A 16,781-nucleotide genomic window follows, 5' to 3' on the forward strand; every position below is an offset into this window, starting at 1 on the left:
CAATCGGTTCGACGTGGGCCGGGCCCCGGTCCGGTCCACCTCTCAACTGCGAAAGGCAAGGCAGATGGCAGTGACAAGCCAGAATATCCGGATCCGGCTCAAGGCCTTCGATTACCGCGTGCTCGATGCGAGCACGAAGGAGATCGTGAACACGGCCAAGCGCACCGGGGCCGAGGTCCGCGGGCCGATCCCGCTCCCCAACAAGATCGAGCGCTTCACGGTCCTGCGCGGTCCGCACGTCAACAAGAAGAGCCGCGATCAGTTCGAGATCCGCACGCACAAGCGGCTCCTCGACATCGTCGATCCGACGCCGCAGACGGTGGACGCGCTCATGAAGCTCGACCTCGCCGCCGGCGTCGACGTCGAGATCAAGGTCTGAGGAGGGCACCGACATGCGTTCTGGAGTGATCGCCAGGAAGGTCGGGATGACCCGGGTCTTCATGGACGACGGGCGGCAGGTGCCGGTCACCGTTCTGCAGCTGGACAAGCTGCAGGTGGTCGCGCAGCGCACGCCCGACAGGGACGGCTACTCCGCCGTTCAGCTCGGCGCCGGCACGGCGAAGGTCAAGCGGGTGAGCCAGCCGATGCGCGGCCACTTCGCCTCGGCCAAGGTCGAGCCGAAGCGCAAGCTGGCGGAGTTCCGCGTGGCGCCGGAGAACCTCATCGACGTGGGTGAGGAGATCACCGCCGACCACTACTTCGAGGGGCAGTACGTCGACGTCTGCGGCACCTCGATCGGCAAGGGCTTCGCGGGTGGCATGAAGCGCCACAACTTCCGCGGCCTCGAGATGACGCACGGCGTCTCGATCGCCCACCGGAGCCACGGCTCCACCGGGCAGTGTCAGGACCCGGGCCGCGTCTTCAAGGGCAAGAAGATGGCCGGCCACATGGGCGCGGCGCGCGTGACGACGCAGAACCTGCAGATCGTGCGCACCGACGCCGATCGCGGCGTCATCATGATCAAGGGCGCGGTGCCCGGGCCGAAGGGCGGCTGGGTCACCGTGAAGGACGCGGTCAAGAAGGCCACGCCCGAGAACCTGATCCTGCCCGCCGCGCTGAAGTCCGCCGCCGACGAGGCCAAGCGCCAGGCCGAGGAGGCCGCCGCGCAGGCCGCCGCCGAGGAGGAAGAGGCGCGCCGCGCCGCCGAGGAGGCCGCCGCCGCCGAGGAGGCCGAGGCGCTCAAGGAGGCCGAGGCCGACATCGAGGCGCAGAAGAGCGCCGAGGAGAGCGGCGAGACGCCCGAAAACAAGGAAGGCGAGTGACATGAAACTCGACGTCATCACGCTCGACGGCGGGACGGCGGGCTCGGTCGACCTCGGCGACGAGGTCTTCGGGCTGGAGCCGCGCGCCGACATCCTGCACCGGGTCGTCCGCTGGCAGCGCGCGCGCGCGCAGGCCGGCACGCACAAGGTCAAGACCCGCTCGGAGACCAGCTATTCGAGCAAGAAGATCTACCGCCAGAAGGGCACGGGCGGCGCGCGTCACGGCGACCGCAACGCCCCGATCTTCCGCAAGGGCGGCATCTACAAGGGCCCGACCCCGCGCAGCCACGCGCACGAGCTGCCCAAGAAGATCCGCCGCCTCGGCCTGAAGCACGCGCTTTCGGCCAAGGCGCGGGAAGGCTCGCTCGTGGTCCTCGACGAGGCGAAGGGCAGCGGCAAGACCGCCGAGCTCGCCCGGAAGGTCTCGTCGCTCGGCTGGAAGCGCGCGCTCGTCATCGACGGGCCCGAGGTGGACGAGGGCTTCGCCCGCGCCGCGCGCAACATCGAGGGGCTCGACGTGCTGCCGAGCGTCGGCGCGAACGTCTACGACATCCTCAAGCGCGACACGCTCGTGCTGACCAAGGCGGGTGCCGAAGCACTGGAGGCGCGGCTGAAATGAGCGTGAAACCCCAACACTACGACGTGATCCGCAAGCCGGTCATCACGGAGAAGTCCACGCTCGCGTCCGAGCACAACGCCGTGGTCTTCGAGGTGGCGATCGACTCGAACAAGCCAGCGATCAAGGAAGCGGTCGAGGCGCTCTTCGGCGTCAAGGTCCGCGCGGTGAACACGACGATCACCAAGGGCAAGACGAAGCGCTTCCGCGGCCGCGCCGGGCGGCGCAAGGACGTCAAGAAGGCCTACGTCACCCTCGAGGAGGGCAACACCATCGACGTGACCACCGGCCTCTGATAACAGGCGCCGACTCACGCGCGAGGCCCCGGGCCACCGGGGTCTCGTCTTTTCGACCGGGGACCTTCGGGGCCCTTCACTGCCGGGCCCTCGGCCCGAGACCCAAGAGGCGGCCTCGACCGCCCGTAACGACGGAAGACAGGAACCATGGCACTCAAGTCGTACAATCCGACGACGCCTGGCCAGCGCGGGCTGGTGCTGATCGACCGTTCGGACCTTTGGAAAGGTCGTCCCGTCAAGTCCCTCACGCAGGGCCTGACGAAGAAGGGCGGCCGGAACAACACCGGACGGATCACGGCGCGCCGCCGCGGCGGCGGCACGAAGCGGCTCTACCGCATCGTGGATTTCAAGCGCAGCAAGCACGACGTCCAAGGCGTCGTCGTCCGGATCGAGTATGACCCGAACCGGACCGCCTTCATCGCGCTGATCCAGTATCAGGACGGCGAGAAGGCCTACATCCTCGCGCCGCAGCGCCTCGGCGTGGGCGACAAGGTGATCGCCGGCAAGAAAGCCGACATCAAGCCGGGCAACGCGATGCCGTTCTCCGGGATGCCGATCGGCACGATCGTGCACAACGTCGAGCTGAAGCCCGGAAAGGGCGGGCAGATCGCGCGCGCCGCCGGCACCTACGCGCAGTTCGTCGGCCGTGACGGCGGCTACGCGCAGCTTCGCCTGTCCTCGGGCGAGCTGCGGATGGTCCGGCAGGAGTGCATGGCGACGGTCGGCGCGGTCTCGAACCCGGACAACGCCAACCAGAACATCGGCAAGGCGGGCCGCAGCCGGTACAAGGGCCGGCGCCCGGCGGTGCGCGGCGTGGCGATGAACCCGATCGACCACCCGCTCGGCGGGGGCGAGGGCCGCTCCTCGGGCGGGCGCACGCCGGTCACGCCCTGGGGCAAGGACACCAAGGGCCGCCGCACCCGCAACACCAACAAGGCGTCGCAGAAGCTCATTCTGCGTTCGCGCCACGCTCGCAAGAAGGGCCGCTAAGTCATGGCACGTTCCGTCTGGAAAGGGCCTTTCGTCGACAGCTACGTGCTGAAGAAGGCCGAAACGGCCCGCGAGTCGGGTCGCAACGACGTCATCAAGATCTGGTCGCGCCGCTCGACGATCCTCCCGCAGTTCGTCGGTCTCACCTTCGGCGTCTACAACGGCCAGAAGCACATCCCCGTCCTCGTCAGCGAGGACATGATCGGCCAGAAGTTCGGCGAATACGCGCCGACGCGCACCTACTACGGGCACATGGCCGACAAGAAAGCGAAGCGGAGATAAGGCGATGGGCAAGGAAAAGAACCCCCGCCGCGTGGCCGACAACGAGGCGATGGCGAAACTGCGGATGCTGCGCACCAGTCCGCAGAAGCTCAACCTCGTCGCGGCGCTGATCCGCGGCAAGAAGGTCGATCGCGCGCTGACCGATCTGACCTTCTCGAAGAAGCGCATCGCGCAGGACGTGCGGAAGTGCCTGCAGTCCGCGATCGCGAACGCCGAGAACAACCACAACCTCGACGTGGACGAGCTCGTCGTGGCGGAGGCCTGGGTCGGCAAGAACCTTGTGATGAAGCGCGGGCGTCCGCGCGCACGGGGCCGCTTCGGCCGCATCAACAAGCCGTTTTCGGAGCTGACCATCAAGGTGCGCCAGATCGAGGAGCAGGCCTAATGGGAAACAAGACCAACCCGATCGGGATGCGCGTTCAGGTCAACCGCACCTGGGATTCCCGCTGGTATGCCGACACCAAGGAGTACGGCGACCTGCTGCTCGAGGATATCCGCATCCGCGAGTTCATCCGCAAGGACGCGAAGCAGGCCGGCATCGCGCGGGTCATCATCGAACGCCCGCACCGCAAGTGCCGCGTGACGATCCACGCCGCGCGGCCCGGTGTCATCATCGGCAAGAAAGGCGCCGACATCGAGGCGCTGCGCAAGAAGCTCTCGGCGATGACCGACAGCGAGCTGCACCTCAACATCGTCGAGGTGCGCAAGCCCGAGCTCGACGCGACGCTCGTCGGTGAATCGATCGCGCAGCAGCTCGAGCGCCGCGTGAGCTTCCGCCGCGCGATGAAGCGCGCGGTGCAGAACGCGATGCGCATGGGCGCCCTCGGCATCCGGGTGAACGTGGCCGGCCGCCTCGGCGGCGCGGAGATCGCCCGGACCGAATGGTACCGCGAGGGCCGCGTGCCGCTGCACACGCTGCGGGCGGACATCGATCACGCCAGCATCGAGGCCGAAACGCCCTATGGCATCATCGGGGTCAAGGTCTGGATCTTCAAGGGCGAGATCATGGAGCACGACCCGAGCGCGCGGGATCGGCGCATGCAGGAGATCCAGGACGGTCCGGCCCCCCGCGGCGCCGGCCGCCGCTGAGGAGACGTGACAGATGCTTCAACCCAAGCGCACGAAATTCCGCAAGCAGCACAAGGGCCGGATCAAGGGCGAGGCCAAGGGCGGCTCCGACCTCAACTTCGGCACCTTCGGGCTTAAGGCCGCGCAGCCCGAGCGCATCACCGCGCGCCAGATCGAGGCGGCGCGCCGGGCGATGACCCGTCACATGAAGCGTCAGGGGCGGGTCTGGATCCGCATCTTCCCCGACGTGCCGGTGACGTCGAAGCCCACCGAGGTCCGGATGGGCAAGGGCAAGGGCTCGGTCGACTTCTGGGCGGCCAAGGTGAAGCCCGGCCGCGTGATGTTCGAGATTGACGGCGTCGCCGACGATGTGGCAAAGGAGGCTCTCCGCCTCGCGTCGATGAAGCTGCCGATCAAGACGCGCATCATCGCGCGCGAGGACTGGTAAGGGTTTCCGGGCGTCCGGCCGCCGTGCCGGGTGCCCGTGTCATGTTGGAAAAGCGCGGGACGGTGCGTGCGCGCACGGCGGTCGAGGCCGCGTTCCGCGACTTCTGATGGAAGGACGATCAGGCGATGGACGCCAGCGAACTGAGAGACAAGACGCCGGACCAGCTCCGCGAGGAGCTGACCCGCCTCAAGAAGGAGGCGTTCAACCTGCGCTTCCAGCAGGCGACCGGCGCCCTGGAAAACACCGCGCGGATGCGCGCCGTGCGCCGCGACGCGGCGCGGGTGAAGACCGTGCTGAACGAGAAGGCCGCGCAAGCGGCCGCCGAGTGAGGGGGACGACATGCCCAAGCGCATTCTTCAGGGTACCGTGACCTCCACGGCCAACGCCCAGACCGTGACCGTCTCGGTCGAGCGTCGGTTTAAGCACCCGGTGCTGCAGAAGACCATCAAGAAATCCAAGAAATACCGGGCGCACGACGAGGGCGGCCAGTATTCGATCGGCGACAAGGTGCGCATCATCGAGTGCGCGCCGAAGTCCAAGACGAAACGCTGGGAGGTGATCGCCCAGTAGGGCGCGGTCACATCCCGGTTTGATCGAAACCCTGGGGACCGAGGGCGTCGCCCTCCCCAAAGGTCGGGAGAAACCACATGATCCAGATGCAGACGAATCTGGATGTCGCTGACAACTCCGGCGCGCGCCGGGTTCAGTGCATCAAGGTCCTCGGCGGGTCGAAGCGGAAATACGCCAGTGTCGGCGACATCATCGTGGTGTCGGTGAAGGAGGCGATCCCGCGCGGCCGCGTCAAGAAGGGCGACGTCCGCAAGGCCGTCGTCGTGCGGACCGCCAAGGAGGTGCGCCGCGAGGACGGCACCGCCATCCGCTTCGACCGCAACGCCGCGGTCATCCTCAACAACAACCTCGAGCCCGTCGGCACCCGGATCTTCGGTCCGGTGGTGCGCGAACTGCGCTCGAAGAGCTTCATGAAGATCATTTCGCTCGCCCCGGAGGTGCTCTGATGGCTGCGAAACTGAAGACGGGCGACAAGGTCGTCGTGCTCGCCGGCAAGGACAAGGGCAAGACGGGCACCATCTCCTCGGTCGATCGCAAGACAGGCAAGGCCGTCGTGGAGGGGGTCAACATGGCCGTCCGCCACACTCGGCAGTCGCCGCAGAGTCAGGGCGGGCGCATTCCGAAGGCGCTGCCCATCGACCTTTCGAACCTCGCCATGCTCGACAAGAACGGAAAGGCCACGCGCGTCGGCTTCCGCGTCGAGGAGGGCAAGAAGGTCCGCTACGCCAAGACGACGGGGGACGTGATCGATGCTTGACGCCCAGACCTACACGCCCCGCCTGCGCGCGCTCTACGACGGCGAGGTCAAGGCGAAGCTGAAGGAGGAATTCGGCTACGCCAACGAAATGATGATCCCGCGGCTCGACAAGATCGTGCTCAACATCGGCTGCGGCGCCGAGGCGGTGAAGGACTCCAAGAAGGCGAAGGCCGCGCAGGAGGATCTCTCCCTGATCGCCGGTCAGCGCGCCGTCGTCACCAAGGCGAAGAAGTCGATCGCCGGCTTCCGCGTCCGCGAGGGCATGCCGCTCGGCGCCAAGGTGACGCTGCGCGGCGGCCGGATGTACGAGTTTCTCGATCGTCTGGTGACCATCGCGCTGCCGCGCGTCCGGGACTTCCGCGGCATCAGCGGCAATTCCTTCGACGGCCGCGGCAACTACGCCATGGGCCTCAAGGAGCACATCGTCTTCCCCGAGATCGACTACGACAAGGTCGAAGAGGTCTGGGGCCTCGACATCATTATCGCCACCACCGCGAAGACCGACGCGGAAGCCAAGGCGCTGTTGAAGCATTTCAACATGCCTTTCAACGCCTGAGCGCCGAAGGAGACTGCATCATGGCCAAGAAAGCGATGGTCGAGCGCGAGAAGAAGCGTCAGCGGCTCGTAGAGAAGTACGCCGCGAAGCGCGCCGCGCTGAAAGAGATCGCCAACGACGAGTCCAAGCCGATGGAAGAGCGCTTCAAGGCGCGGCTCAAGCTCGCGAAGCTGCCGCGCAACAGCTCGCCCACCCGGCTGCACAACCGCTGCCAGCTCACGGGCCGGCCGCACGGCTATTACCGCAAGCTCAAGGTCAGCCGGATCGCCCTGCGCGAACTCGGCTCCACCGGCCAGGCGCCGGGCCTCGTGAAGTCGAGCTGGTGAGGGAGGGCGTCAGATGAACGATCCCATCGGAGATATGCTCACCCGCATCCGTAACGCGCAGATGCGCGGCAAGACCAGCGTCTCGACGCCGGCCTCGAAGCTGCGCGCCTGGGTGCTCGACGTGCTGATCGGCGAGGGCTACATCCGCGGTTACTCGCGCTCGACCGACGAGCGCGGGCATCCGCAGCTCGACATCGAGCTCAAGTATGCCGACGGTCGCCCCGTCATCCAGGAGCTCAAGCGCGTCTCGACGCCGGGCCGCCGCGTCTACATGGGCGTGCGCGATCTGCCGTCGGTGCGCCAGGGGCTCGGCGTGTCGATCGTGTCGACGCCGAAGGGCGTTATGTCGGACGCCGCCGCGCGCTCGGCGAACGTCGGCGGCGAAGTGCTCTGCACGGTGTTCTGAGGAGGTTCGCGATGTCTCGTATCGGAAAACAGCCGGTCGCGCTCCCCTCGGGCGTGACCGCCACCGTCTCCGGTCAGACCGTCGAGGTGAAGGGGCCCAAGGGCACCCGCAGCTGGACGGCGACCGACGAGGTGACCATCACGCAGGAGGACGACGCGATCCGCGTCGCCCCCCGCGGCAACTCGAAGCGCGCGCGCCAGCAGTGGGGCATGAGCCGCACCAATATCGCCAACCTCGTGCAGGGCGTCACCGACGGCTTCAAGAAGGAGCTCGAGGTGCAGGGCGTCGGCTACCGCGCGCAGGCGCAGGGCAACACCCTGAAGCTCAATCTCGGCCTCAGCCACGACGTCGATTTCCCGGTGCCGGAGGGCGTGACCGTCACGACCCCGAAGCCGACCGAGATCGTCGTCGAGGGCCACGACGAGCAGCTCGTCGGCCAGGTCGCGGCCAACATCCGCGACTGGCGGCGGCCCGAGCCCTACAAGGGCAAGGGAATCCGCTACAAGGGCGAGTACATCTTCCTCAAGGAAGGCAAGAAGAAATAGGGCGCGGGATCATGGCATTGGACAAGCAGAAACAGTTCCGCAAGCGCCGCCTGCGCGTCCGGAACAAGGTGAAGGCGATGAACCCGGGGCGGCTGCGCCTCTGCGTGCATCGCTCGAACAGGAACATTCACGCCCAGCTCATCGACGACGTCGCGGGCCGGACCGTGGCGGCGGCCTCTTCGCTGGAGGCGTCGCTCGGCATCGCGGGGCAAAACAACGTCGAGGCCGCGACCAAGGTGGGCACGACGCTCGCCGAGCGCGCGAAGGCCGCGGGCGTGGAGGAGTGCTACTTCGACCGCGGCGGCTTTCGCTATCACGGCGGCATCAAGGCGCTCGCCGATGCCGCCCGTGACGGCGGCCTGAAGTTCTGAGGAGACGCGATATGGCTAGAGAACCGCAGGGCGGGCGCGGCCGCCGGGACCGCGACGAGACGCCCGAATTCGCCGATCGCCTCGTCGCGATCAACCGCGTGTCGAAGACCGTCAAGGGCGGTAAGCGCTTCGGCTTCGCCGCGCTCGTCGTCGTGGGCGACCAGAAGGGCCGCGTCGGCTTCGGCAAGGGCAAGGCCAAGGAAGTGCCCGAGGCGATCCGCAAGGCGACCGAGCAGGCCAAGCGCGGCATGATCCGCGTGCCGCTGCGCGAGGGCCGCACGCTGCACCATGACGAGAACGGCCGCTGGGGCGCCGGCAAGGTGATGATACGCTCGGCCCCGCAGGGCACCGGGATCATCGCCGGCGGCCCGATGCGCGCCGTCTTCGAGATGCTGGGCGTTCAGGACGTCGTCGCCAAGTCGAACGGCACGCAGAACCCCTACAACATGATCCGCGCCACGCTGGACGCGCTGCGCAAGCAGCAGAGCCCGCGCATGGTGGCGCAGCGCCGCGGCAAGAAGGTCGCCGAGATCCTGCACAAGGACGATGCGCCCAAGCCCGAAGCGGCCGAGGCGTAAGGGAGAGAGATCATGGCAAAGACCATCGTGGTGAAGCAGATCGGCTCGCCCATCCGTCGGCCGGCCAAGCAGCGTCAGACGCTGATCGGCCTCGGCCTCAACAAGATGCACAAGACCCGCGAGCTCGAGGATACGCCCTCGGTGCGCGGCATGATCGCCAAGATCCCGCATCTGGTCGAGGTCGTCGAAGAGCGCGGCTGACGCGCCCGGAACAGATGAAAGAGCCCCCCGCGCCCGGCGCCGGGGGGCTTTTTCGTGCGCTCAGGGCGTGCGTTCCCGCCGCAGCCGCCGGGCCCGGCCGATGGCCGTCGCCCCGGCGATGCCGCTGTAGAGCAGGAAGAGGTAGAGGGGATAGGCCGCCTCTATCGCCGAGGCGCCGAGGATCGACGCCACGCCGAAGCCCGCGGCGAGCCATTGCAGCACCCACGGCGTCAGCATCTCCGAGCGTGGCCGCGAAACGGCCTTCGCGATCGTGAGCGAGCCCCCTGCCGAACCCACGGCGATCGCCAGCGCCATCGCCCAGGCCGCGTTGTCCGTCCACCACCAGAGCAGGAGCCCGAGGCCCGAAAACCCGAGCACCGTCGCGTCGCTGCGCCGCGCGACCGAACCCGTGCCGCGCCAGAGCGACAGCAGGAACACCGTGTTCGTGCCGACCATCTGCGCGCCGGTGAAGACGAGCCCGCGCGTGCCGCCGGAATGCAGCACGGAGGCGAAGGCGATGACGCTCAGAAGCCCCCAGATGAACCAGGAGGCGCGCTGCGGAACCGTCCGTCCGCGCAGCGTCGAGGCCGTGTAGGGGACGTAGGCCGCGACGCTCAGGACGCCCGAGATCAGGGCCGGCGCGCTCGTCTCGATGGCCACTGCCGCCTCCCCGCCGCCTGCGCGCGGCGCTTGATCGCGCCGCGATTGCCCGTTAAACGCAGCCAGCGGGGCGGAGGTCCCGAATCCGACGATTGAAACACGCCGTGGTCCGTCACTTCGCTTCGGGGCGGAATCCGGCAATGGAGAAGCGACATGAAACTCAACGAACTCCGCGACGCCGAGGGCGCCACGCACCGCCGCAAGCGCATCGCGCGCGGCCCGGGCTCGGGCAAGGGCAAGACCGCGGGCCGCGGCATCAAGGGTCAGAAATCTCGCTCCGGCGTGGCCATCAAGGGCTTCGAAGGCGGGCAGATGCCGATCTACCAGCGCCTCGGCAAGCGCGGCTTCAACAAGCCCAACCGCAAGCGTTACGCGGTGGTGAACATCGGCGACCTGCAGAAGTTCATCGACGCCGGCAAACTCGACGCGGGCCAGCCCGTCACCGAGGACGCCCTCGTGGCCTCGGGCCTCGTGCGGCGCAAGCGCGACGGCGTGCGCGTGCTCGCCAAGGGCGAGCTCTCGGCGAAGCTCGACCTGCAGGTGACCGGCGCCTCGGCCTCGGCCGTCTCGGCGGTGGAAAGCGCCGGCGGGTCGGTCAAGCTCGCGGACGTGGCCGCCGCGGAATAACGGGTTGTGGCCTTCGGGCCCGCCCGATAGATAATCCACAGTATCCGCCCGCCGCCCGCGCCCATGGCGCGCCGGGCGGCGGCGCCCGCACCGGGGGAGCCGCATGGTATCCGCAGCCGAACAGATGGTCGCCAACACGAGCTGGGGCGCGCTCGCCCGCGCCACGGAGCTCCGGCAGCGCATCTTCTTCACGCTGGGCCTTCTGATCGTCTATCGGATCGGCACCTTCATCCCCGTGCCCGGCATCGACGGTCAGGCGCTGCAGGACTTCATGACGCAGGCCTCGACCGGCATCGGGGGCATGCTCTCGATGTTCACGGGCGGGGCGCTCGGGCGCATGGGCATCTTCGCGCTCGGCATCATGCCCTACATCTCGGCCTCGATCATCGTGCAGCTGCTCGCCGCGATGGTGCCCAAGCTCGAGCAGCTCAAGAAAGAGGGCGAGCAGGGGCGCAAGAAGATCAATCAGTACACGCGCTACGGCACGGTGCTGCTGGCGACGATGCAAGCCTACGGGCTGGCGGTCAGCCTCGAATCCGGCGATCTGGTGACCGATCCCGGCTGGTTCTTCCGCGCGGCCTGCGTCATCACGCTCGTCGGCGGGACAATGTTCCTGATGTGGCTCGGCGAGCAGATCACGGCGCGCGGCGTCGGCAACGGCATCTCGCTCATCATCTTCGTGGGCATCATCGCCGAGGTGCCCTCGGCGCTGGCGCAGTTCTTCGCCTCCGGCCGCTCGGGCGCGATCAGCCCGGCGGTGATCGTGGGCGTGATCCTGATGATCGTGGTGACGATCACCTTCGTGGTCTTCATGGAGCGATCGCTCAGGAAGATCACGATCCAGTATCCCCGCCGCCAGGTGGGCATGAAGATGACCGAGGCGCAGACCAGCCACCTGCCGGTGAAGGTCAACCCGTCGGGCGTGATCCCCGCGATCTTCGCGAGTTCGCTGCTCCTCCTGCCGACGACGATCAGCACCTTCTCGGGGCAGCAGTCCGGGCCGGTGATGTCGACGATCCTCGCCTACTTCGGGCCGGGGCAGCCGCTCTACCTGCTGTTCTTCGCGGCGATGATCATCTTCTTCGCGTATTTCTACACGTTCAACGTGGCCTTCAAGCCCGAGGACGTGGCCGACAACCTGAAGAACCAGAACGGCTTCGTCCCCGGCATCCGTCCGGGCAAGAAGACGGCGGAGTACCTCGAATACGTCGTCAATCGCGTGCTCGTCCTCGGCTCCGGCTACCTGGCGCTCGTCTGCCTGCTGCCGGAGATCCTGCGGAACCAGTACTCGATCCCCTTCTACTTCGGCGGCACCTCGGTGCTGATCGTGGTCTCCGTGTCGATGGACACGGTCCAGCAGATCCAGAGCCATCTGCTCGCGCATCAGTACGAGGGGCTCATCCAGAAATCGCAGCTCCGCGGCAAGAAGCAGAAGCGGGGCGGCAAGAAGACGCCGGTCAGGAAATGAACATCATACTTCTCGGACCGCCCGGAGCGGGCAAGGGCACGCAGGCGCGCCGCCTCGAAGAGGCGCGCGGTCTCGTGCAGCTTTCGACGGGCGACATGCTGCGCGAGGCGCGCGCCAGCGGCACGGAGATGGGCAAGCGCGTGGCCGAGGTCATGGACCGCGGCGAACTCGTGACCGACGAGATCGTGATCGGCCTCATCCGCGAAAAGCTCGAGGGCGCGGAGGCGCCCGGCTTCATCTTCGACGGTTTTCCGCGCACGTTGGCGCAGGCCGACGCGCTCGACGCGCTGATGCGCGAAACCGGCGCGCGGCTCGACGCGGTGATCGAGATGGAGGTCGACGACGAGGCCCTCGTGCGCCGGATCACCGGCCGGGCCACCTGCGCCGGCTGCGGCGAGGTCTACAACGACGAGACCAAGCCGATCCCGGCCGACGGCAAATGCGCCAAGTGCGGCGGGACCGAGTTCAAGCGGCGCGAGGACGACAACGAGGAGAGCCTGCGCCAGCGGCTGATGGAATACTACAAGAAGACCTCGCCGCTGATCGGCTACTACTACGCCAAGGGCGCGCTCTTCCGTGTCGACGGCCTGCAGGAGATCGACGCCGTCGCCGCGGAGATCGACGCGGTGCTCGACGGCAAGGGGGCGCCGGCGTCGTCCGGGGCTTGACGCCCCTCCCGTTGTCTCCTAGGCACCGGCGTCTCGGCAGGGAATCGACTCGCGCGGCGTCGCTGCGCGGGCGGCACTGCAGGACCACCTTCCATTCGGCCCGTGGGCTGCCGCCGCGGGCCGTCGGTTGTGAAAAAAGGGCCTGGCGTTACGGGCTCGCAACGAAAGGACAGACCACGTGGCACGAATTGCCGGCGTCAACATCCCCACAAACAAGCGCATCCCGATCGCGCTGACTTACATCCACGGTATCGGCCATTCCACGGCGCAGTCGATCTGCGAGGCGGTCTCGGTCGACGAGAACCGCCGCGTGAACGAGCTCTCGGACGCCGATCTCGTCGCCATCCGCGAGTACATCGACCAGAACTACACGGTCGAGGGCGACCTGCGCCGCGAGGTGCAGATGAACGTCAAGCGCCTGATGGACCTCGGCTGCTACCGCGGCCTGCGCCACCGCCGCAAACTGCCCGTGCGCGGTCAGCGCACCCACACCAACGCGCGCACCCGCAAGGGGCCCGCGAAGCCGATCGCCGGCAAGAAGAAATAAGGAGGGCAGTCACCAATGGCACGCGATACCCGCCGCCGCGGACCCAAGAAGGTCTCCAAGAACATCGCCACCGGCACGGCGCATGTGAATTCCTCCTTCAACAATACCAAGATCCTGATCTCGGACGTGCAGGGCAACGCGATCTCGTGGTCGTCCGCCGGCTCAATGGGCTTCAAGGGCTCGCGGAAGTCGACGCCCTACGCCGCGCAGCTCGCCGCCGAGGACGCCGGCAAGAAGGCGCAGGAGCACGGCATGCGCACCCTCGACGTCGAGGTGCAGGGGCCGGGCTCGGGCCGCGAATCGGCGCTGCGCGCGCTCGCCGCGATCGGCTTCAACATCACTTCCATCCGTGACGTGACGCCGATCCCGCACAACGGCTGCCGGCCGCCGAAGCGCCGGCGCGTCTGACGGACCAGATTTCCGGCAGGACGGCGCGGGCCTCGCGCCGTCCTGCCTTTGTCATTCAACCTCGGGCGTTCCGGCCTTCGGACATGGGGCCGGAACAGGAATTGAGGAGACACCCATGATCCACAAGAACTGGTCCGAGCTGATCAAGCCGAGCGCGCTCGAGGTCAAGCCCGGCGACGATTCCGCGCGCAAGGCGACGCTCGTGGCCGAACCGCTCGAGCGGGGCTTCGGCCTGACGCTCGGCAACGCGCTGCGCCGCGTGCTCCTGTCCTCGCTTCAGGGCGCGGCCATCACCTCGGTCCAGATCGACAACGTCCTGCACGAGTTCTCCTCGATCGCCGGCGTGCGCGAGGACGTGACCGACGTGGTGCTGAACCTCAAGGGCGTCGCGCTGCGCATGGAGGTCGAGGGGCCGAAGCGGCTGTCGATCTCGGCCAAGGGCCCGGGCGTCGTCACCGCCGGCGACATCTCCGAGAGCGCCGGCATCGAGATCCTGAACCGCGACCACGTGATCTGCCACCTCGACGAAGGCGCGGACGTCTACATGGAGCTCACGGTCAACACCGGCAAGGGCTACGTCCCCGCCGACAAGAACAAGCCCGAGGACGCGCCCATCGGCCTGATCCCGATCGACGCGATCTATTCGCCGGTCAAGAAGGTCTCCTACGAGGTGACGCCGACCCGCGAGGGGCAGGTGCTCGATTACGACAAGCTGACCATGAAGGTGGAGACCGACGGCGCGGTCACGCCGGAGGACGCGGTCGCCTACGCGGCGCGTATCCTGCAGGATCAGCTCTCGATCTTCGTCAACTTCGAGGAGCCCGAGGGCTCGGGCCGCGACGCGGACGAGGACGGGCTGGAGTTCAACCCGCTCCTGCTGAAGAAGGTGGACGAGCTGGAGCTCTCGGTGCGCTCGGCCAACTGCCTCAAGAACGACAACATCGTCTATATCGGCGACCTCATCCAGAAGACCGAGGCCGAGATGCTGCGCACGCCGAACTTCGGCCGCAAGTCGCTCAACGAGATCAAGGAAGTGCTCTCGGGCATGGGCCTGCACCTCGGCATGGAGGTCGAGGACTGGCCGCCCGACAACATCGAGGACCTGGCGAAGAAGTACGAAGAGAACTTCTGAGCCGCGGGCCGAGGCCCCAAGGAGAGCGGCCCGCGCGCACGGGCCGCCGGACAAAGCATAAAGCGATAGGAGACACCCGATGCGTCACGCCCACGGATACCGCAAGCTCAACCGCACCCACGAGCACCGCAAGGCGCTCTTCGCCAACATGGCCGGCTCGCTGATCGAGCACGAGCAGATCAAGACGACGCTGCCCAAGGCGAAGGAGCTCAAGCGCGTCGCCGACAAGCTGGTCACGCTCGCCAAGCGCGGCGATCTGCACGCGCGGCGTCAGGCGGCCTCGCGGCTCAACGACGAAGCGCATGTCGCCAAGCTCTTCGACGTGCTCGGCCCGCGCTATCAGGACCGGCCCGGCGGCTACGTCCGCGTGCTGAAGGCCGGCTTCCGCTACGGCGACATGGCGCCGATGGCGATCGTCGAGCTCGTGGACCGCGACCCGGAGGCCAAGGGCGCCGCCGACCGCGCCCGCCTCGCCGAGGAGGAGGCCGCCGAGGACTGATCCCCCCGGCCGGCCGAGCATCGCACGCCCCGCGGGAGACCGCCGGGGCGCGCTTTGCGTTGCGCCGTCTTGCAATGGCACGCGGCGGGCCGCATATCGACCCCCACCGAGGGAGGCTGCGCCCCATGATCCGAGCCATCGTCGCCATCCTCGCGCTCGCCGCCGCGCCCCTCGCCGCCGAGCCGCAGGCGCCGCGGACGCAGGCCGAGATCGACCTGTCCTTCGCGCCGGTCGTGCGGGCGGCCGCGCCCGCGGTCGTCAACATCTACGCCCGCCGGGTGGTGCAGGAGCGCCGCTCGCTCTTCGACGACCCGGTGTTCGAGGAGTTCTTCCGCGATTTCGCGCCGGAGCGGCCGCGCGTGCAGAACTCGCTCGGCTCCGGCGTGATCCTCTCGCCCGACGGGTTCGTCGTCTCCAACTACCACGTCGTCGGCCGCGCCACGGACATCCGCGTGGTGCTGAACGACCGGCGCGAGTTCTCCGCCGAGGTGGTTCTGGCCGACGCGGCGGCCGATCTCGCGATCCTGCGCCTCGAGGGGGCCGCCGACCTGCCGCATCTACCGCTGCGCGACAGCGACACGCTGGAGGTGGGCGAACTGGTCCTCGCCATCGGCAACCCCTTCGGCGTCGGACAGACCGTGTCCTCCGGCATCGTCTCGGCGGTGGCGCGTTCTGGCCCGGCGACGGGCGACCGGCGTGGCTATTTCGTGCAGACCGACGCGCCGATCAACCCGGGCAACTCGGGCGGCGCGCTCGTGGACACGGCCGGGCGGCTCGTCGGCGTCAACACCTCGATCCTCAGCCGCTCGGGCGGCTCCATCGGCATCGGCTTCGCGATCCCGGCGGACCTCGTCGCGCGCTTCGTGGCCGAGGCGCGCGCGGGCGCGGAGACCTTCCGCCGCCCCTGGGCCGGGATGCGCGGGCAGCCGGTGGACGCCGACATGGCCGGCGCGCTCGGCCTCGACCGGCCGCGCGGCATGGTCGTCGCCGAGCTGCACCCCGCGAGCCCCTTCGCCGCCGAGGGCGTGCGGCGCGGCGACGTGATCCTCGCGCTCGACGGGGCGGAGGTGAACGGCCCCGCGGGCATGGCCTATCGCCTCGCCGTCGCCGGGCCGGGCGCCGAGGTCACGGCGGAGCTCTGGCGCGAGGGCCGCGCGCGGTCGGTGACCGTGCGCCTCGCCCCCCCGCCCGAGACGCCGCCGCGCGCGCCGCTCACGCTGGGCCGCGACACGGCGCTGCCGGGCCTCGCGCTCGCGCGGGTGAACCCCGCCGTCATCGCCGAGATGGGCCTGCCGCTCGGCGCGCCGGGCGTCGTCGTCACGGATCCGGGCCGCTACGGCACGCGCGCCGGGCTCGAGGCAGGCGACGTGATCCGCGCCGTCTCCGGGCGCGAGGTCGCCACCCCGCCCGAGGTGCGCCGCGCGCTCGCCACCGGCGGCTGGCACGAGATCGTCGTCGAGCGCGGCGCGCGGCGCGTCGCCATCCGCTTCCGGGCCTGAG

General features: G+C 68.4%; 29 protein-coding genes. 28 read left to right on the forward strand and 1 reads right to left on the reverse strand.

Features of this window, described 5'->3' with window-relative positions; all coding sequences use genetic code 11:
* Nucleotides 1-70: 70 nt before the first annotated feature.
* The 20 genes from rpsJ (at nucleotide 71) to rpmD (ending at nucleotide 9,272) form a co-directional block, all read left to right on the forward strand.
* Nucleotides 71-379: a 30S ribosomal protein S10 gene (gene rpsJ, locus DRV84_RS12845; protein WP_115981455.1), complete on the forward strand. Its 309-nt coding sequence runs from the start codon at nucleotides 71-73 to the stop codon at nucleotides 377-379.
* A gap of 13 nt (nucleotides 380-392) precedes the next feature.
* Entirely contained in the window at nucleotides 393-1,262 is an 870-nt protein-coding gene (gene rplC / locus DRV84_RS12850; RefSeq protein ID WP_115981351.1) for a 50S ribosomal protein L3, read from the forward strand.
* Nucleotide 1,263: 1 nt separating this feature from the next.
* Entirely contained in the window at nucleotides 1,264-1,881 is a 618-nt protein-coding gene (gene rplD / locus DRV84_RS12855) for a 50S ribosomal protein L4 (RefSeq protein WP_115981353.1), read from the forward strand.
* Complete coding sequence (locus tag DRV84_RS12860; RefSeq protein WP_115981355.1) at nucleotides 1,878-2,174, forward strand: 50S ribosomal protein L23; 297 nt, start codon at nucleotides 1,878-1,880, stop codon at nucleotides 2,172-2,174. Before rplD ends, DRV84_RS12860 begins: the two co-directional genes overlap by 4 nt.
* 147 nt (nucleotides 2,175-2,321) lie before the next feature.
* On the forward strand, nucleotides 2,322-3,164 hold the full coding sequence (gene rplB, locus DRV84_RS12865; protein WP_115981357.1) for a 50S ribosomal protein L2: 843 nt from the start codon (nucleotides 2,322-2,324) through the stop codon (nucleotides 3,162-3,164).
* Between the two features lie 3 nt (nucleotides 3,165-3,167).
* Nucleotides 3,168-3,446 carry a 30S ribosomal protein S19 gene (rpsS, locus tag DRV84_RS12870; RefSeq protein WP_115981359.1) on the forward strand — a complete coding sequence of 93 codons (279 nt, stop codon included), beginning with the start codon at nucleotides 3,168-3,170 and terminating at the stop codon, nucleotides 3,444-3,446.
* 4 nt (nucleotides 3,447-3,450) lie between these two features.
* On the forward strand, nucleotides 3,451-3,831 hold the full coding sequence (rplV, locus tag DRV84_RS12875; RefSeq protein WP_115981361.1) for a 50S ribosomal protein L22: 381 nt from the start codon (nucleotides 3,451-3,453) through the stop codon (nucleotides 3,829-3,831).
* Nucleotides 3,831-4,535: a 30S ribosomal protein S3 gene (gene rpsC, locus DRV84_RS12880; protein WP_115981363.1), complete on the forward strand. Its 705-nt coding sequence runs from the start codon at nucleotides 3,831-3,833 to the stop codon at nucleotides 4,533-4,535. Before rplV ends, rpsC begins: the two co-directional genes overlap by 1 nt.
* 13 nt (nucleotides 4,536-4,548) lie before the next feature.
* Complete coding sequence (gene rplP / locus DRV84_RS12885; protein WP_115981365.1) at nucleotides 4,549-4,962, forward strand: 50S ribosomal protein L16; 414 nt, start codon at nucleotides 4,549-4,551, stop codon at nucleotides 4,960-4,962.
* Between the two features lie 125 nt (nucleotides 4,963-5,087).
* Nucleotides 5,088-5,291 carry a 50S ribosomal protein L29 gene (rpmC, locus tag DRV84_RS12890; protein ID WP_115981367.1) on the forward strand — a complete coding sequence of 68 codons (204 nt, stop codon included), beginning with the start codon at nucleotides 5,088-5,090 and terminating at the stop codon, nucleotides 5,289-5,291.
* A 10-nt stretch (nucleotides 5,292-5,301) separates the two neighbouring features.
* Nucleotides 5,302-5,532 (forward strand): 30S ribosomal protein S17, encoded by a 231-nt coding sequence (gene rpsQ / locus DRV84_RS12895; protein WP_115981369.1) that lies wholly within the window; start codon nucleotides 5,302-5,304, stop codon nucleotides 5,530-5,532.
* Between the two features lie 77 nt (nucleotides 5,533-5,609).
* Complete coding sequence (gene rplN / locus DRV84_RS12900) at nucleotides 5,610-5,978, forward strand: 50S ribosomal protein L14 (protein WP_115981371.1); 369 nt, start codon at nucleotides 5,610-5,612, stop codon at nucleotides 5,976-5,978.
* Nucleotides 5,978-6,289: a 50S ribosomal protein L24 gene (rplX, locus tag DRV84_RS12905; protein WP_115981373.1), complete on the forward strand. Its 312-nt coding sequence runs from the start codon at nucleotides 5,978-5,980 to the stop codon at nucleotides 6,287-6,289. The genes rplN and rplX overlap by 1 nt, the downstream gene beginning before the upstream one ends.
* On the forward strand, nucleotides 6,282-6,845 hold the full coding sequence (gene rplE / locus DRV84_RS12910; RefSeq protein ID WP_115981375.1) for a 50S ribosomal protein L5: 564 nt from the start codon (nucleotides 6,282-6,284) through the stop codon (nucleotides 6,843-6,845). Before rplX ends, rplE begins: the two co-directional genes overlap by 8 nt.
* A 20-nt stretch (nucleotides 6,846-6,865) precedes the next feature.
* Nucleotides 6,866-7,171, forward strand: a complete 306-nt coding sequence (gene rpsN, locus DRV84_RS12915; protein ID WP_115981378.1) for a 30S ribosomal protein S14 — start codon at nucleotides 6,866-6,868, stop codon at nucleotides 7,169-7,171.
* Nucleotides 7,172-7,184: 13 nt separating this feature from the next.
* The gene (gene rpsH, locus DRV84_RS12920; RefSeq protein ID WP_115981380.1) at nucleotides 7,185-7,577 is read left to right on the forward strand and encodes a 30S ribosomal protein S8; all 393 of its coding nucleotides are present in this window, start codon (nucleotides 7,185-7,187) and stop codon (nucleotides 7,575-7,577) included.
* An 11-nt stretch (nucleotides 7,578-7,588) separates the two neighbouring features.
* Complete coding sequence (rplF, locus tag DRV84_RS12925) at nucleotides 7,589-8,122, forward strand: 50S ribosomal protein L6 (protein ID WP_115981382.1); 534 nt, start codon at nucleotides 7,589-7,591, stop codon at nucleotides 8,120-8,122.
* 11 nt (nucleotides 8,123-8,133) lie between these two features.
* A complete protein-coding gene (gene rplR, locus DRV84_RS12930) occupies nucleotides 8,134-8,493 on the forward strand; it encodes a 50S ribosomal protein L18 (protein WP_115981384.1) in 360 nt (119 codons plus the stop codon).
* Nucleotides 8,494-8,504: 11 nt separating this feature from the next.
* Nucleotides 8,505-9,071 carry a 30S ribosomal protein S5 gene (gene rpsE / locus DRV84_RS12935; RefSeq protein WP_115981386.1) on the forward strand — a complete coding sequence of 189 codons (567 nt, stop codon included), beginning with the start codon at nucleotides 8,505-8,507 and terminating at the stop codon, nucleotides 9,069-9,071.
* Between the two features lie 12 nt (nucleotides 9,072-9,083).
* Nucleotides 9,084-9,272 (forward strand): 50S ribosomal protein L30, encoded by a 189-nt coding sequence (gene rpmD, locus DRV84_RS12940; RefSeq protein ID WP_115981388.1) that lies wholly within the window; start codon nucleotides 9,084-9,086, stop codon nucleotides 9,270-9,272.
* 60 nt (nucleotides 9,273-9,332) lie between these two features.
* Here the strand turns inward: rpmD and DRV84_RS12945 are convergent, their stop codons facing one another.
* Entirely contained in the window at nucleotides 9,333-9,932 is a 600-nt protein-coding gene (locus DRV84_RS12945) for a hypothetical protein (protein ID WP_115981390.1), read from the reverse strand.
* 153 nt (nucleotides 9,933-10,085) lie between these two features.
* Here DRV84_RS12945 and rplO point away from each other — a divergent pair, with 153 nt between their 5' ends.
* The 8 genes from rplO (at nucleotide 10,086) to DRV84_RS12985 (ending at nucleotide 16,780) form a co-directional block, all read left to right on the forward strand.
* Entirely contained in the window at nucleotides 10,086-10,559 is a 474-nt protein-coding gene (gene rplO, locus DRV84_RS12950; RefSeq protein ID WP_115981392.1) for a 50S ribosomal protein L15, read from the forward strand.
* A gap of 103 nt (nucleotides 10,560-10,662) precedes the next feature.
* The gene (gene secY, locus DRV84_RS12955) at nucleotides 10,663-12,027 is read left to right on the forward strand and encodes a preprotein translocase subunit SecY (protein ID WP_115981394.1); all 1,365 of its coding nucleotides are present in this window, start codon (nucleotides 10,663-10,665) and stop codon (nucleotides 12,025-12,027) included.
* Nucleotides 12,024-12,695 carry an adenylate kinase gene (locus DRV84_RS12960; RefSeq protein WP_115981396.1) on the forward strand — a complete coding sequence of 224 codons (672 nt, stop codon included), beginning with the start codon at nucleotides 12,024-12,026 and terminating at the stop codon, nucleotides 12,693-12,695. The genes secY and DRV84_RS12960 overlap by 4 nt, the downstream gene beginning before the upstream one ends.
* 178 nt (nucleotides 12,696-12,873) lie before the next feature.
* On the forward strand, nucleotides 12,874-13,242 hold the full coding sequence (gene rpsM / locus DRV84_RS12965; protein WP_115981398.1) for a 30S ribosomal protein S13: 369 nt from the start codon (nucleotides 12,874-12,876) through the stop codon (nucleotides 13,240-13,242).
* Nucleotides 13,243-13,257: 15 nt separating this feature from the next.
* Nucleotides 13,258-13,650 carry a 30S ribosomal protein S11 gene (rpsK, locus tag DRV84_RS12970; protein WP_115981400.1) on the forward strand — a complete coding sequence of 131 codons (393 nt, stop codon included), beginning with the start codon at nucleotides 13,258-13,260 and terminating at the stop codon, nucleotides 13,648-13,650.
* 115 nt (nucleotides 13,651-13,765) lie between these two features.
* Nucleotides 13,766-14,782: a DNA-directed RNA polymerase subunit alpha gene (locus DRV84_RS12975; protein WP_115981402.1), complete on the forward strand. Its 1,017-nt coding sequence runs from the start codon at nucleotides 13,766-13,768 to the stop codon at nucleotides 14,780-14,782.
* A gap of 79 nt (nucleotides 14,783-14,861) precedes the next feature.
* Nucleotides 14,862-15,281 carry a 50S ribosomal protein L17 gene (gene rplQ / locus DRV84_RS12980; RefSeq protein WP_115981404.1) on the forward strand — a complete coding sequence of 140 codons (420 nt, stop codon included), beginning with the start codon at nucleotides 14,862-14,864 and terminating at the stop codon, nucleotides 15,279-15,281.
* A 125-nt stretch (nucleotides 15,282-15,406) separates the two neighbouring features.
* Complete coding sequence (locus tag DRV84_RS12985; protein WP_192881425.1) at nucleotides 15,407-16,780, forward strand: trypsin-like peptidase domain-containing protein; 1,374 nt, start codon at nucleotides 15,407-15,409, stop codon at nucleotides 16,778-16,780.
* The last annotated feature ends 1 nt before the right edge of the window (nucleotide 16,781 follow it).

The organism is Rhodosalinus sediminis (assembly GCF_003385555.1).
Lineage (GTDB): Bacteria > Pseudomonadota > Alphaproteobacteria > Rhodobacterales > Rhodobacteraceae > Rhodosalinus > Rhodosalinus sediminis.